The organism is Streptomyces sp. SL06 (assembly GCF_058244745.1).
In genome coordinates this window covers 4,554,537-4,569,042 of the sequence record NZ_JBSYOT010000002.1, presented here as the reverse complement: position 1 = coordinate 4,569,042, position 14,506 = coordinate 4,554,537, and the positions used below count along the sequence as shown (strand labels likewise).

The following is a 14,506-nucleotide window of genomic DNA, read 5'->3' as shown; positions in this document are numbered from 1 at the left end:
CCGGGACCCTGGACTGCGCCCCCGGTTCGTCCTAGTCCTTGTGGCGCCTGCGGTGGTCGCGGTGGTCGCGCAGCAGGTGGTGCTGGTCCCTCATCAGCTCGCGCCGGCGCTCCAGCATCTCGCGCTGGGTCTCCTCCGCCTCCTCGCGGTACGCGGCGTGCAGTTCCTGCCGGGCGGCCCTGCGGTCCAGCTTCTCCTGGCGGCGCTCCTCCTTCAGCCGCTGCCGCTCCGCCCGCCGCAGCTTGCGTTCGACGCCGACGCCGCCCCAGAAGGCGAAGCCGGTCACGACGACGCGCGGTGCGCCCGGTTCCCCGGAGACGCCCTCCTCGCTGTGGTCGAAGCCGCCCATGATCCCGATGCCGCGCACGACCACCTCGACGCCCTGCGGCACGACCACGTTCATCCCGCCCATGATCGCGATGCAGTTGATCACGACCTCGCGCTCGGCGAAGAGCGCCTCGCGCAGGTCGATCTCGCCGCCGCCCCAGAACGCGAAGGAGGTGAACCGCTTGGGCACCGTCCAGCGGCCCTTGCGCTGGAACCCGGACATCACGGCGACCGCCCACGAGGACGACGCCTCGCCGCCGGTGATCCGGTCCGCCCAGTTCTCGCCGCCGGGCCCGGGTTCCTTGGTCATCGACACCCGGGGTGCCGGGCCCTTCGCGCCGGTCGGCAGGTCGCGGGTGATCGGCGCCAGCTCCCCGTAGGTCCGCGCGCTGTACGTGGCGTCCAGCCGCTCCTCGAATTCGGTCATGTCCAGACGCCCCTCCGCGAGGGCGTCCCGCAGGACCTCGGCGACTCGTTCACGGTCGGCGTCGGATGCGCGGAGTTCCGGGGCGTCGTCGGTCATGTACAGCAGCCTACGAGGTCGCCGCGCCGGAGACTACGCGCTCGTGCGTTCCGCATACATCTTGGCGATCACCGACTCGATGTCCGGCTCCCGAACCGACAGGTCCACCAGGGGATACCGGGCCGCGATCCGCGCCACGAGAGCCGCCGCCGAGGCCGACGCCGGGAACGCCAGCCACTGCCGGGGCCCCTCCACCCGCACCACCCACGCGGGCGTCGGCGCCTCGATCGGCGGCAACTCCCGCTCCAGGTCCACCACGAGCGTCCGCTCGCTCTCCCCCGCCTCGTGCAGCCCGCCCAGCGCGCCGTCGTACATCAGCCGCCCGTGGTCGATGACCATCACCCGCGAGCACAACTGCTCGATGTCCTGGAGGTCGTGCGTGGTCAGCAGCACCGTCGTGCCGCGCTCCGCGTTCAGGTCCCGCAGGAAGCCCCGCACCTTGGCCTTGGACACCACGTCGAGGCCGATCGTCGGCTCGTCCAGGTACAGCACCTCGGGATCGTGCAGCAGCGCGGCCGCGATGTCGCCGCGCATCCGCTGCCCCAGCGACAGTTGCCGCACCGGCACGTCCAGCAGCTCGTGGAGCTGGAGGAGTTCCACGCAGCGCTCCAGGTTCTCCCGGTAACGGGCGTCCGGGATGCGGTACATGCGGTGCATCAGCCGGTAGGAGTCGGCCAGCGGCAGGTCCCACCACAGGGTCGTGCGCTGCCCGAACACCACTCCGATGCGGTGCGCCAGCCGCATCCGCTCGCGGGACGGGTCGATGCCGGCCACCCGCAGCCGGCCCCCGCTCGGCGTCAGGATGCCGGTGAGCATCTTGATCGTCGTCGACTTCCCGGCGCCGTTCGGGCCGATGTAGCCGACCATCTCGCCGCGCGCCACGGTGAACGACAGCCCGTCCACGGCCCGCACCCGCCGCAGCTCCCGTTTCAGAAAGCCCGTCTTCTTGCGCACGTCGAAGACCTTCTCGACGCCGTCCAGCTCGATGAAGGCCCCGGTACCCGGCCCCGCGGTGTCGCTCTCGGCCAACGCTCTCAACTCCCCGTACTCCGATACGAACGAAGGCCCGCCCGCCACGCCAGCCCCGCCGGCACACAGCAGGCCACGGCCACCAGCGGCGGCGCGAACGCCACCCACGCGGGCAGGTCGAGCGGATAGGGCCGCCCCAGCACATAGCTCGCCGGCAGCCAGTTCACGAAGGCCAGCGGCAGCACGAAGGTCACTCCCCGCACCAGGTCCGGCGCGAACACCGCCGGCGGGTACTGCAGCATCGTCGTACCGCCGTAGGTGAAGGCGTTGGACACCTCGGAGGCGTCCTGCGCCACGAACTGGAAGGCCGCCGCCGCCACGAACACCGCGCAGAAGATGCCGGCCCCGCTGAGCAGCGCCACCGGAATCAGCAGCAGCTTCGCCGCCGTCCAGTCGATGTCGACGACCACCAGCGCGTAGCCCAGCACCAGCAGCCCCTGCGCCACCCGGCCCAGCCGGCGCAGCCCGAAGCGGTCCGCCGCGACCTGGGCGAGGACCGGCACCGGGCGCACCAGCAGCGTGTCCAGCGTGCCGTCGCGCACCCGGCGCCCCAGCCGGTCCATCGAGCCGATCGCCAGGTCGGCGAGGCCGAAGGCGACCCCGGACAGCCCGTACAGGAACGCCACCTCGGGCAGCGACCAGCCGCCCAGCACGTCGACGCGGGAGAACATCAGCAGGATCGCCACGAAGTCCAGCGCGGTCATCGCGAAGTTCCCGAAGGTGGTCAGCGCGAAGGACGCCCGGTAGGTCATCGTCGACCGGATCCACATCATGGCGATCAGTCCGTACGCGCGCAGCCCCTCCGCGGCCCGGCCGCGCCGCACCCGTGTGCCCGTCGCCTCAGCCACCCTGGACCACCACCCGTCGCGTCGCCGCCGACTGCACCAGCCGCCCGAGCGCCAGCAGCGCCACCGCCCAGGACGCCTGGAAGAGGAACGTCCCCAGCGGCTCGGCCTCGCCGAGCAGCACGTCGGCCGGCGCCTGGAGCAGCGACGACCACGGCAGCGCCCGCACGATCTCGCCGAGCGTGCCCGGGAACACGTTCAGCGGCAGCAGCATCCCCGAGCAGAACATCCCGGCCAGCCACGCCATCTGCGTCACCCCCTGGCCGTCGAGGAGCCAGAACGCCGAGAGCGCCACCAGATACCGCAGCGCGAAACCCACCACCATCGCCAGCCCCACCGCCACCAGGAACGCCATCCAGGTGGCGGCCTCGCGCGGCAGCGCCATCGGGAAGAACAGCGCCCCGAAGGCGAACGGCAGCACCCCGCGCCCCGCCAGTTGGAACAGCGCCCGCCCCACGTCGGCCGCGAGCCACCACAACTGGAGGTCGGCCGGCCGGTACAGATCGACGGCGATGTCACCCGTACGGATGCGCTCCATCAGCTCGTCCTCGAATCCGCCGCCGCCGATCGCCACCGCGGCCAGCAGGGCCTGCCCGAGCCACACATAGGTCACGGCCTGCGCCTGGTCGTACCCTCCGAGCTGCGGTTTCTCGTCCCACAGAGCCAGATAGGTGTACACCAGGATCAGTCCGAAGACCGTGTTGGTGAACACCCCGGCGGCGGTGGCCGCCCGATACGTCGCGTACCGTCGGAATCCTCCCGCCGCGACGGCCACGTACAACCGCCCCGAGCCCGCATCCACCGTCCTCCCCCTCCCGACCGGCACCAAAGCGCAGGAGCCTACGGGGAACGCGGCGTTCCGTGCCACGGAATTTCACGGGTGTGCCGTCGAGTGGGAACGGAACGCCCGGTGCGAGAGTCTTCTTCAGAGGACCTCAGAAGGCGTAGAAGCCGCAGAGGACGCAGAGGCGTACAAGGCCGTACGAGACCAGACCGTACGACGCGAAAACCGTACGATGCGAAAACCGTACGAAGTGAAACAGGAGTCCGTGCACGAGATGAGCGACGAGCCGCAGCCGGAGCAGCCGAACCAGGGCTGGGCGCCGAGAGAGCCACGGGCGGCCGGCGAGGGTCCGGCGGGGCAGCCGGGCAGGACGCCGAAGCCCAAGCGGCCCAAGCGCACCGGATGGCGCCGGCTGATCCCGACCTGGCGCATCGTGCTGAGCACCGTCGTCGTCGGCCTCCTGCTGGTGGTCGGCGGCTTCTTCCTCGGCTACCACCTGGTCCAGATCCCGGCCGCCAACGCGCTCGCGACCAAGCAGAGCAACGTCTACCTGTACGCCGACGGCAGCGTCCTCGCCCGCGACGGCGAGGTCAACCGGGAGAGCGTCGGCCTCTCCCGCATCTCCAAGGACGCCCAGCACGCCGTCCTGGCCGCCGAGGACCGCGACTTCTACAGCGAGTCCGCCATCGACCCGGGGGCCATGGTCCGGGCCGGCTGGAACACCGCGACCGGCAAGGGCAAGCAGTCCGGCTCCACCATCACCCAGCAGTACGTCAAGAACTACTACCTCGCCCAGGAGCAGACCGTCAGCCGCAAGGTGAAGGAGTTCTTCATCTCGATCAAGCTCGACCGGGAGAAGAGCAAGAGCGAGATCCTGGAGGGCTACCTCAACACCAGCTTCTTCGGCCGCGGCGCCTACGGCATCCAGGCCGCCGCCCAGGCCTACTACGGCATCGACGCCAAGGACCTCACCGCCGGCCAGGGCGCCTACCTCGCCTCCCTGCTCAACGCCCCCAGCCAGTACGACGTCGTCGCCCACCCCGAGAACCGGCCGGCCGCCGAGGCCCGCTGGAACTACGTGATGAACGGCATGGTCGACAAGGGCTGGCTCAGCGCCTCCGACCGCGCCGCCGCGAAGTTCCCGGCGCCGAAGGCGAACACGGTCTCCACCGGCATGTCCGGACAGCGCGGATACGTCGTCGGCATCGTCAAGGACCACCTGGTCAAGAACAAGATCGTCGGCGAGGAGGAACTCGACCGCGGCGGCTACCGCATCACCACCACCCTGCAGAAGGACAAGCAGGACGCCTTCGTCAAGGCCGTCGACGACAAGCTCATGTCCAAGCTGGACAAGGAGCGCAAGGTCGACGCCTACGTCCGCGCGGGCGGCGCCTCCGTCGACCCGAAGACCGGCAAGGTCGTCGCGATGTACAACGGCATCGACTACGTCAAGCAGTACACGCCCAACGCCACCCGCCGCGACTTCCAGGTCGGCTCCACCTTCAAGCCCTTCGTGTTCACGTCCGCCGTCGAGAACCACTCCCGGACCCAGGACGGCCGTGTGATCAACCCGAACACGACCTACGACGGCACCAGCGAGCGCCCCGTCCAGGGCTGGAGCGGCGGCCGCTACGCCCCGGAGAACGAGGACCACCGCGACTACGGCAACGTCACCGTCCGCGAGGCCACCGACAAGTCCATCAATGCCGTGTACGCCCAGATGGCCGTGGACGTCGGCTCCGACAAGGTCCAGCAGACCGCGATCGACCTGGGGCTCTCCAAGAACACCCCCGAGCTGACCGCGTCCCCCTCGATCGCCCTCGGCGTCGCCACCGCGAGCCCCCTCGACATGGCCGAGGCGTACGCGACCATCGCCAACCACGGCAAGCACGGCACGTACACGCTGATCGAGAAGGTCACCAAGGACGGCAGGCAGGAGATCGCGCTGCCCGAGCGGCGCGAGCGCCAGGCCGTCAGCCGCGAGGCCGCCGACACGACCACGTCCGTGCTGCGCAGCGTCGTCGAGAACGGCACCGCCACCGCCGCCCAGGCCGCGGGCCGGCCCGCGGCCGGCAAGACCGGCACCGCCGAGGAGGACACGGCCGCCTGGTTCGCCGGCTACACGCCCGAACTCGCCACCGTCGTCTCCGTCATGGGCCAGGACCCGGAAACCGCCGCCCACAAGTCGCTGTACGGCGCGCTGGGCCTGCAACGGATCAACGGCGGCGGCCCGCCCGCGGAGATCTGGGGCCAGTACACCCGCGACGCCCTCAAGGGCGAACCGGTCACCGACTTCGACCTGCGACTCCAGACGGGCGCCGAGGTGACCGCGCCCCCGTCCGGCGATTCCTCCACCACGCCGGGCACCGGCGACGAGAGCGGCACCCCGGACGACGGAGCCACCGGCGACGAGGGCACCGGCAGCCGGGCCCCGGGCAACACCGGCGGCGCGAGCACCCCGCCGGGCGACACCGGCGGCGACACCGGCAACCCGCCGGACGGCGGCGCCACCACCGGCGGCGACACCGGCGAACCCGGTCCCACGGGCGGCGGCGACGGAGGCGGCGACGACGCGTCGAACGGCGGCGGCACCGAGGGCGGCGACACCACGGGCGCCGGCGGCGGCGACCCGGACACCGGGACGATCGCCGGCATCCCCATCACACCCCGGCGGCCGTGACGGCGCGCGGTGCCGACAAGCGGAAAAAGGGGCTGGTGACCGTGGTCACCAGCCCCTTTTTCCGACTGCCCTACAGATACAGCCCGGTGGAGTCCTCCGAGCCCTCGAAGCGGTCCGCGGCCACGGCGTGCAGGTCGCGCTCGCGCATGAGCACATAGCCCACGCCCCGCACCTCGACCTCCGCGCGGTCCTCCGGGTCGTACAGGACCCGGTCGCCCGGCTCCACGGTCCGTACGTTCTGTCCCACCGCGACGACCTCGGCCCAGGCCAGCCGGCGGCCGACGGCCGCCGTGGCGGGGATCAGGATCCCGCCCCCGGAACGCCGTTCGCCCTCGCTGGTGTCCTGCCGCACGAGTACGCGGTCGTGCAGCATCCGGATGGGCAGCTTGTCGTCCGGGGAACTGTGCTCGTTTCTCTTGGCGCTCACGCCCTGAACCTACCTGCCCGCGCTCAGCGCCTGCGCCGCCGGGTGCCGCCGAGGGCGAGCAGCCCCACCACGCCGGCCACGACGAGCGCGGCGGGCACGACCCGCTCCAGGCGCGGCGAGCCCTCCTCGTCCACGAACTGCGACCTCACCTCGCTGACCACCCTGTTGACCTCGACGTACGCCCGTCCGAGGGTGTGGTCGACGCTGGAGGCGACCTTGGCCTTGGCATCGCCCACGATCGTCTTCGGGTGCACCCGCATCCCGATCTCGTCGAGCGTCTCGGCCAGCACCTCGCGGCGGCGCTTGATGTCCGCCTCGATCTGCGCCGGGGTTCTGATGTCCGACGTGTCCGCCACCGTACGGCCTCCGAAGTCTGCTGACGCTGTTCCGGACAGTCTGTCAGCTCCGGCCCTCGCCGCACTGTCAGGACCCCCGGTTACGCTGGATCGATGAGCGAGCGACTCCAGAGCGGGGACCCGGCCCCCGCCTTCACCCTCCCGGACGCCGACGGCAACGAGGTGTCCCTGTCCGACCACCGGGGCCGCAAGGTCATCGTCTACTTCTACCCTGCCGCGCTTACCCCCGGCTGCACCAAGCAGGCCTGCGACTTCACGGACAACCTCGACCTGCTGGCCGGCGCCGGGTACGACGTGATCGGCATCTCGCCGGACACGCCGGAGAAGCTGGCCAGGTTCCGCGAGAGCGAATCCCTCAAGGTGACCCTCCTCGCCGACCCGGACAAGAAGGTCCTGGACGCGTACGGCGCCTTCGGCGAGAAGAAGAACTACGGCAGGACGTACCTGGGCGTCATCCGCTCGACGGTCGTCGTGGACGAGGACGGCAAGGTCGAACGCGCCCTGTACAACGTCCGCGCGACGGGCCACGTGGCGAAGATCATCAAGGACTTGGGGATCTGACGGTGCCGCCCGGCCAGTAGCATGGCCGGGCAGCAGCGCCGGGCGGCCGTGGTGGAATTGGCAGTCACGCTGGGTTTAGGTCCCAGTGGGGTAACTCCCGTGAGGGTTCGAGTCCCTCCGGCCGCACCAGTATGTTCGTCGGCTGCTCAGCCGAGCAGGTCCCGCACCACCGGCACCAGTGCCCGGAACGCCTTGCCGCGATGGCTGATCGCGTTCTTCTCCCGCGCGCTCAGCTCGGCGCAGGTACGGCTCTCGCCCTCCGGCTGGAGGATCGGGTCGTAGCCGAACCCGCCCGTGCCGGCGGGGGCGTGGCGCAGGGTGCCCCTCAGCTGTCCCTCGACCACCCGCTCCGTGCCGTCGGGCAGGGCCAGGGCGGCCGCGCAGGCGAAGTGGGCGCCCCGGTGCTCGTCGGCGATGTCGGCGATCTGGGCGAGGAGGAGGTCGAGGTTGGCCCTGTCGTCCCCGTGGGTGCCGGACCAGCGGGCGGAGAAGATGCCGGGCGCGCCGTTGAGCACGTCGACGCAGAGGCCGGAGTCGTCGGCGACGGCGGGCAGGCCGGTGGCGCGGGCCAGGGTGTGGGCCTTGAGGAGGGCGTTCTCGGCGAAGGTGACGCCGGTTTCCCTGACATCGGGGAGGTCGGGGCAGGCGTCCGCGCCGACCAGGTCGTGGGGCAGGCCGGCGTCGGTGAGGACGGCCCTCAGTTCGGTGATCTTCCCGGCGTTGCGGGTTGCGAGGATCAGGCGGGTCATGAGGGCCAGTATCCGGGACCGCGGAGCCCGTCCGTCACGGCGTGCAGACCTTGGTCAGTTCACCCGCCGCCTCGGTGACGGGGCTGAGGTCGGGGGTGGTGTCGCCGTTCTCGACCGAGGTGCGGACGTTGTCGACCGCCTCGCCGAGGCCGTCGACCGCCTTGTCGAGGTCGGCGTGGTCGGTCCGGTCGCCGATCCTGCCGAGGTTGTCGTCTATGGAGTCGAGGGATTCCTCGAGTTGCGTCGGGTCGTCGGACGCGTCCTCCACGGCCTGCTGGAGTTCGGTGACACTGTCGGCGATGGCGTCGGCGGTGCGGACGCAGTCGAGCGCCTTGTCGACGGCGTCGCAGCCGGTGGTGAGCCCGGCCGTCAGGGCGAGGGCCGCCGCGGTCGCGACGGTGACGGCGGTACGGCGAAGGCGGCGGTGGCGGGTCGCGCCCATGCTTCTCGGTCCTCCCCTGGGGACAGGGCCGGACGGCCCGGGTACGTGCGGCTTCGGACGTACGGTGGTGGACCGTACGTCCGTACTGCTAGTGACGCGGCGGCGGCCGGCGGAGTTGCGCCTTCAACCGCCTTTCCTTGGGACGCCCTTGGTGTCCTTGGCGTTCCCTTTGCCGCTGGTCGCCTCCTAGCGCTCGCCGAGGACCGTGTCGAGGGCCTCGCGCTGGAGCCGGGCGAGGTCCGCGCAGCCGGCGGCGGCGAGGTCGAGCAGGGCGTTGAGTTCGTCGCGGTCGAAGGGCTCGGCCTCCGCGGTGCCCTGGATCTCGACGAAGCGGCCGTCGCCGGTGCACACGACGTTCATGTCGGTGTCGGCGCGGACGTCCTCCTCGTAGCAGAGGTCGAGGAGCGGGGCGCCCGCGACGATGCCGACGGAGACGGCGGAGACGGTGCCGGTGAGGGGCTTGCGGCCGGCCTTGACGAGCTTCCTGCCCTGGGCCCAGGCGATGGCGTCGGCCAGCGCGACGTAGGCGCCCGTGATCGCCGCCGTGCGGGTGCCGCCGTCGGCCTGGAGGACGTCGCAGTCCAGGACGACGGTGTTCTCGCCGAGCGACTTGTGGTCGACGACGGCGCGCAGGGAGCGGCCGATGAGCCGGCTGATCTCGTGGGTGCGGCCGCCGATGCGGCCCCTGACCGACTCGCGGTCGCCGCGGGTGTTGGTGGCGCGGGGAAGCATGGCGTACTCGGCGGTGACCCAGCCCTCGCCGCTGCCCTTGCGCCAGCGTGGGACGCCCTCGGTGAGGGAGGCGCTGCAGAGGACCTTGGTGTCGCCGAAGGAGACGAGGACGGATCCTTCGGCGTGTTTGCTCCAGCCGCGTTCGATGGTGACGGGGCGGAGCTGCTGGGAGGTGCGGCCGTCGATGCGTGACATGCGGGAGAGCTTAGGGGGTGCCGTCCGGATCATGCCGCGGACGTGGGGCCGCAGGACTGCCGCGACCCGATCCGGACAACACCCCCGGGCGGTGGCTCACATCATGTCTTCGATCTCCGCGGCGAGCGGATCGGCGTCGGTGCCGATGACGACCTGGATGGCGGTGCCCATCTTGACGACGCCGTGGGCGCCGGCGGCCTTCAGGGCGGTCTCGTCGACCAGCGCGGGGTCGTTGACCTCGGTGCGCAGGCGGGTGATGCAGCCTTCGATCTCGTCGATGTTGTCGATGCCGCCGAGGCCGGCGACGATCTTCTCAGCCTTGCTGGCCATGTTCCTTCTCCCTGATCCGGACCGCTTTGTCGCAGTAACCCACAGTTGGCCCAGCTTCGCGAGCGACCATGCGGCGGGTACCCAATGATGGCGTCACGACAGCGGAACCGTCCGTCAGCTGGTCTACACCACCTTACGACGGCTGCCCAACCTCCTCCCGCACAAGGGGACTCCCGAGCGACCGGATGGAGACCGGATGAGTGCCGACAGCGCGGCCAGTCCCGCCCGAGTCCACTGGAACAAGGCGTTCCAGGGCTTGCAGAAGATGGGCCGCAGCCTTCAGTTGCCCATCGCGGTCCTGCCCGCCGCGGGCATTCTCAACCGGCTGGGGCAGCCGGACGTGTTCGGGGACGACGGCCTCGGCTGGTCGAACGTCTCGAAGGTGATGACCGGCGCGGGCGGCGCGCTGCTCGACGGGTCGCTGGGGCTGCCGCTGCTGTTCTGCGTGGGCGTGGCCATCGGGATGGCGAGGAAGTCCGACGGTTCGACGGCGCTGGCGGCGGTGGCGGGGTTCCTCGTCTACTACAACGTGCTGCGGCAGTTCCCGGAGGACTGCCCCTCGGGGTCGGAGGCGATCCCGCAGATCGGCTGCCGGCTGACCGACGGCTCGGGGACGGTGACCGCGTTCACCTTCCAGAACCCGGGTGTCTTCGGCGGCATCGTGATGGGGCTGATGGCGGCGTACTTCTGGCAGCGCTTCCACCGCACCAGGCTGGTGGACTGGCTCGGCTTCTTCAACGGGCGGCGGCTGGTGCCGATCATCATGGCGTTCGTGGCGATCGTGTTCGCCGCGCTGTGCCTGTGGGTGTGGCCGCCCATCGGTGACGCGCTGGAGAGCTTCAGCGACTGGCTGACCGGGCTGGGCGCGTGGGGCGCGGGCGTGTTCGGGCTGGCGAACCGGGCGTTGCTGGTGATCGGCCTGCATCAGTTCCTGAACGTGCCGATGTGGTTCCAGTTCGGTTCGTACACGAAGCCGGACGGCACGGTGGTGCACGGGGACATCAACATGTTCCTGGCGGGCGATCCGAACGCGGGTCAGTTCACGACCGGCTTCTTCCCGATCATGATGTTCGCGCTGCCGGCGGCGGCCCTGGCGATCACGCACTGCGCGAAGCCGCACCGGCGCAAGGAGGTCGGCGGTCTGATGCTCTCGGTCGCGCTGACCTCGTTCGTGACGGGGATCACGGAGCCGCTGGAGTACTCCTTCCTGTTCATCGCCCCGCTGCTGTACGCGGCGCACGCGGTGCTGACGGGTGTGTCGATGGCGGTGACGTGGGGGCTCGGCGTGAAGGACGGGTTCAGCTTCTCGGCGGGGCTGATCGACTACGTCATCAACTGGAACCTGGCGACGAGACCGTGGCTGATCATCCCGATCGGCCTGTGCTTCGCGGCGGTGTACTACCTGGTCTTCCGGTTCGCGATCACCAGGTTCGACCTGAAGACCCCGGGGCGGGAGCCGGAGGACGAGGTGGAGGACGTCACGAAGGTGTAGACCTCGCGTACCCTTGGATCCTGGTCTCGCGAAGGCCCTCGGACCGTTGGTCCGGGGGCCTTCGGCATGCCCTCGCCGGGGCCCGGCAGTGCCCCGGATCCGGCACGGGGCGTAGCCTCCCGGTCGCGCGATCGCGGGTTCCTCACCCGGCCTTCATCGTGCTACAACAGGTCTACACCACTCAGTGGTTTAGACCTGCGCCAACGCCGTCCCCATCCACTCCGTACGACCGGGCGGCGCGCCCTGCCCCCTGGAGGATGCTGTGACCACGCCCAGTGCCGCGCCCGCGGCCGAGAAGAAGAAGGGCGCCGGCGTGATGGCCGTGCTGCAGCGCATCGGCCGCAGCCTGATGCTGCCGGTCGCGGTGCTGCCCGCCGCCGCGCTGCTGGTGCGCCTCGGCAACACCGACATGCTGGGCCGCCCGGAGTTCCCCACGTTCCTGACGAAGATAGCCGGGTTCATGGCGGCCGGCGGCAACGCCATCCTCGACAACATGGCGCTGCTGTTCGCCGTGGGCATCGCGATCGGCTTCGCCAAGAAGTCGGACGGCTCGACGGCGCTGGCGGCGGTCGTCGGCTACCTGGCCTTCAAGAACGTACTGGCCACGTTCACCGACAAGAACCTGCCGCAGGTGGCGCAGGTCGTCGACGGCAAGGTCGTCATGACGGACGCGCCCGTGGACGCGAAGGTCCTCGGCGGCGTGGTGATGGGCCTCGTGGTCGCGCTGCTGTACCAGCGCTTCTACCGGACCAGGCTGCCCGACTGGGCAGGCTTCTTCGGCGGCCGGCGCCTGGTTCCGATCCTGTCCGCCTTCGCGGGCCTGATCCTCGGCATCGTCTTCGGCTACATCTGGCCGGTCCTCGGCACCGGCCTGCACAACTTCGGCGAGTGGCTGGTCGGCTCGGGCGCGGTCGGCGCGGGCATCTTCGGTGTCGCCAACCGCGCGCTGATCCCGGTCGGCATGCACCACCTGCTGAACTCCTTCCCCTGGTTCCAGGCCGGCGACTACGAGGGCAAGAGCGGCGACATCGCCCGCTTCCTGGCCGGTGACCCGAGCGCCGGTCAGTTCATGACGGGCTTCTTCCCCATCATGATGTTCGCGCTGCCCGCCGCCTGCCTGGCGATCGTGCACTGCGCCCGCCCCGAGCGCCGCAAGGTCGTCGGCGGCATGATGTTCTCGCTCGCGCTCACGTCGTTCGTCACCGGTGTGACCGAGCCGATCGAGTTCACCTTCATGTTCATCGCCCCGGCGCTGTACGCCATCCACGCGGTGCTCACCGGCGTCTCGATGGCGCTGACTTGGGCACTGGGCATGAAGGACGGCTTCGGCTTCTCGGCCGGCGCGGTCGACTTCTTCCTGAACCTGGGCATCGCGAGCAACCCATGGGGCCTGGCCCTGGTGGGGTTGTGCTTCGCGGCCGTCTACTACGTGGTCTTCCGGTTCGCGATCACCAAGTTCAACCTGCCAACGCCCGGCCGCGAGTCGGACGAGGAACTCGCCGAGTTGCAGAAGGCGGAGGGCAAATAGGCGTCACCCGCACGCGCTCACGCGGCGGGGCCCGGCCGTCACCGGCCGGGCCCCGCCTTTCGCGCGTTTCGCGCCGTCAGATCTCGTACACCGCGCCGGGCGCGGCGACCTCCACCACCCCGTCGTAGACCTCGCGCGCGTGGGTCAGGTTGACCCGCGGGTCGGTCCACGGGGGGATGTGGGTGAGCACCAGGCGCCGGGCGCGGGCGCGGGTGGCGGACTCACCCGCCTCGCGGCCGTTGAGGTGCAGGTCGGGGATGTTCTCCTTGCCGTGGGTGAAGGCGGCCTCGCACAGGAACAGGTCGGTGTCGCGGGCGAGTTCGTCCAGCGTGCCGGTGACGCCCGTGTCGCCGGAGTAGGTCAGCGACCTGCCGCCGTGCTCGACGCGGATGGCGTAGGCCTCCACGGGGTGGGCGACGCGCTCGGTGTGCACGGTGAACGGGCCGACCTCGAACGTGGACGGCTTGATCGTGTGGAAGTCGAAGACCTCGCTCATGGACGAGGCGGAGGGCGTGTCGGCGTAGGCGGTGGTGAGCCGGTGCTCGGTGCCCTCGGGTCCGTAGACCGGGAGCGGGGCGCAGCGGCCGCCGTCGTACCGGTAGTAGCGCGCCACGAAGTAGGCGCACATGTCGATGCAGTGGTCGGCGTGCAGATGGCTGAGGAAGATCGCGTCGAGGTCGTAGAGACCGCAGTGGCGCTGCAACTCGCCGAGGGCGCCGTTGCCCATGTCGAGGAGCAGCCGGAAGCCGTCGGCCTCGACGAGGTAGCTCGAGCAGGCCGATTCCGCGGACGGGAACGACCCCGAGCAGCCGACGACGGTGAGCTTCATGAAGCAGAAACCTCCGCTGGCGCGTGTGGAGAGACGGGGGTCGTGCGGTCCGTCGAGCGTAAGGCGCAAAACCTCGGGTCGCTCCTCCGCCAGGGGCCGTTGTGGGCGAACTCACCTGCGGCGTCACCGGTTCGGCTGGAAGTGGGGCGCACGGGACCGCCGAAGGGGCGCGCGACGGCGAGGGCGCGCCGGTACCGTCGTCGGTATGGACACGTCCTGGTGGCTCGCCTTCGCGGCGGTGGTACTGCTCGCGCTCGTCGCCACGGTCGTCGACGGCTGGGGACGCGGCCGTCGGCCTCCCCGGCCGGGCGGCAGCCGGCGGCCCCCCGGCCGGCCCACGGGACGCGGGCGGGAGGCCGGGCCGCGGCCCGCGGAGATCTGGTGGGCGAACGTGCCGTACGAGGACTCCGACGGCGCGAAGGACCGGCCGTGTCTGGTGATCTCGGTGCGCGGGCGGCGGGTGCTGGTCGCGAAGATCACCAGCCGGCACCGGGAGGGGCGGGCCGGGGTGATCACGCTGCCGCCGGGCTCGGTCGGTGACGCGGCGGGGCGGACGAGCTTCCTGGAGACCGGCGAGCTGCGGGAGGTGCCCGTGCGGGACTTCCGGCGCCGGGTGGGCGTGGTGGACCCGGCCCTGTGGGACCGGGTCCGTCACCTCGCCGGCTGAGGGATCAGGA

Annotated in this window: 16 protein-coding genes and 1 tRNA gene; 6 read left to right on the top strand and 11 right to left on the bottom strand. The window is 70.8% G+C overall.

From position 1 onward, the window contains the following. Window positions 1-31: 31 nt before the first annotated feature. From AC4IHM_RS20865 to AC4IHM_RS20850, 4 genes are read right to left on the bottom strand one after another with little or no spacing between them, the layout of a single operon-like run. Entirely contained in the window at window positions 32-850 is an 819-nt protein-coding gene (locus AC4IHM_RS20865) for a DUF1707 SHOCT-like domain-containing protein (protein ID WP_490868524.1), read from the bottom strand. 33 nt (window positions 851-883) lie between these two features. Next, window positions 884-1,879 (bottom strand): ABC transporter ATP-binding protein, encoded by a 996-nt coding sequence (locus AC4IHM_RS20860; RefSeq protein WP_490868523.1) that lies wholly within the window; start codon window positions 1,877-1,879, stop codon window positions 884-886. Window positions 1,880-1,884: 5 nt separating this feature from the next. Further along, on the bottom strand, window positions 1,885-2,727 hold the full coding sequence (locus AC4IHM_RS20855; RefSeq protein ID WP_490868522.1) for an ABC transporter permease: 843 nt from the start codon (window positions 2,725-2,727) through the stop codon (window positions 1,885-1,887). Further along, window positions 2,720-3,526, bottom strand: a complete 807-nt coding sequence (locus tag AC4IHM_RS20850; protein ID WP_490868521.1) for an ABC transporter permease — start codon at window positions 3,524-3,526, stop codon at window positions 2,720-2,722. Before AC4IHM_RS20850 ends, AC4IHM_RS20855 begins: the two co-directional genes overlap by 8 nt. Window positions 3,527-3,782: 256 nt before the next feature. Here AC4IHM_RS20850 and AC4IHM_RS20845 point away from each other — a divergent pair, with 256 nt between their 5' ends. Further along, window positions 3,783-6,188 carry a transglycosylase domain-containing protein gene (locus AC4IHM_RS20845; protein ID WP_490868520.1) on the top strand — a complete coding sequence of 802 codons (2,406 nt, stop codon included), beginning with the start codon at window positions 3,783-3,785 and terminating at the stop codon, window positions 6,186-6,188. Between the two features lie 70 nt (window positions 6,189-6,258). Here the strand turns inward: AC4IHM_RS20845 and AC4IHM_RS20840 are convergent, their stop codons facing one another. After that, a complete protein-coding gene (locus AC4IHM_RS20840; protein WP_490868519.1) occupies window positions 6,259-6,615 on the bottom strand; it encodes a GroES family chaperonin in 357 nt (118 codons plus the stop codon). Between the two features lie 23 nt (window positions 6,616-6,638). Beyond that, entirely contained in the window at window positions 6,639-6,971 is a 333-nt protein-coding gene (locus tag AC4IHM_RS20835) for a DUF3618 domain-containing protein (protein WP_490868518.1), read from the bottom strand. A gap of 93 nt (window positions 6,972-7,064) precedes the next feature. On the opposite strand from AC4IHM_RS20835, the gene bcp reads away from it, so the two are divergent. Beyond that, the gene (gene bcp / locus AC4IHM_RS20830) at window positions 7,065-7,532 is read left to right on the top strand and encodes a thioredoxin-dependent thiol peroxidase (RefSeq protein WP_490868517.1); all 468 of its coding nucleotides are present in this window, start codon (window positions 7,065-7,067) and stop codon (window positions 7,530-7,532) included. Between the two features lie 42 nt (window positions 7,533-7,574). Further along, window positions 7,575-7,661 (top strand) — tRNA-Leu (locus AC4IHM_RS20825). A 17-nt stretch (window positions 7,662-7,678) separates the two neighbouring features. Here the strand turns inward: AC4IHM_RS20825 and rdgB are convergent. The 4 genes from rdgB to AC4IHM_RS20805 form a co-directional block, all read right to left on the bottom strand. Continuing rightward, window positions 7,679-8,281 (bottom strand): RdgB/HAM1 family non-canonical purine NTP pyrophosphatase, encoded by a 603-nt coding sequence (rdgB, locus tag AC4IHM_RS20820; protein WP_490868516.1) that lies wholly within the window; start codon window positions 8,279-8,281, stop codon window positions 7,679-7,681. 34 nt (window positions 8,282-8,315) lie between these two features. Next, window positions 8,316-8,723 (bottom strand): hypothetical protein, encoded by a 408-nt coding sequence (locus tag AC4IHM_RS20815; protein ID WP_490868515.1) that lies wholly within the window; start codon window positions 8,721-8,723, stop codon window positions 8,316-8,318. A gap of 186 nt (window positions 8,724-8,909) precedes the next feature. Next, a complete protein-coding gene (gene rph, locus AC4IHM_RS20810; protein WP_490868514.1) occupies window positions 8,910-9,650 on the bottom strand; it encodes a ribonuclease PH in 741 nt (246 codons plus the stop codon). Window positions 9,651-9,746: 96 nt separating this feature from the next. Further along, window positions 9,747-9,980 (bottom strand): PTS sugar transporter subunit IIB, encoded by a 234-nt coding sequence (locus AC4IHM_RS20805; RefSeq protein WP_490868513.1) that lies wholly within the window; start codon window positions 9,978-9,980, stop codon window positions 9,747-9,749. Window positions 9,981-10,176: 196 nt separating this feature from the next. Between AC4IHM_RS20805 and AC4IHM_RS20800 the strand changes: the two genes are divergently transcribed. Beyond that, complete coding sequence (locus AC4IHM_RS20800; protein WP_490868512.1) at window positions 10,177-11,472, top strand: PTS transporter subunit EIIC; 1,296 nt, start codon at window positions 10,177-10,179, stop codon at window positions 11,470-11,472. A 262-nt stretch (window positions 11,473-11,734) separates the two neighbouring features. Beyond that, window positions 11,735-13,000, top strand: a complete 1,266-nt coding sequence (locus tag AC4IHM_RS20795; RefSeq protein ID WP_490868511.1) for a PTS transporter subunit EIIC — start codon at window positions 11,735-11,737, stop codon at window positions 12,998-13,000. Between the two features lie 76 nt (window positions 13,001-13,076). On the opposite strand, the gene AC4IHM_RS20790 is transcribed toward AC4IHM_RS20795, so the two are convergent. After that, window positions 13,077-13,829: an MBL fold metallo-hydrolase gene (locus tag AC4IHM_RS20790; RefSeq protein WP_490868510.1), complete on the bottom strand. Its 753-nt coding sequence runs from the start codon at window positions 13,827-13,829 to the stop codon at window positions 13,077-13,079. A 205-nt stretch (window positions 13,830-14,034) separates the two neighbouring features. On the opposite strand from AC4IHM_RS20790, the gene AC4IHM_RS20785 reads away from it, so the two are divergent. After that, a complete protein-coding gene (locus tag AC4IHM_RS20785; RefSeq protein ID WP_490868509.1) occupies window positions 14,035-14,496 on the top strand; it encodes a type II toxin-antitoxin system PemK/MazF family toxin in 462 nt (153 codons plus the stop codon). Window positions 14,497-14,506: the final 10 nt, after the last annotated feature.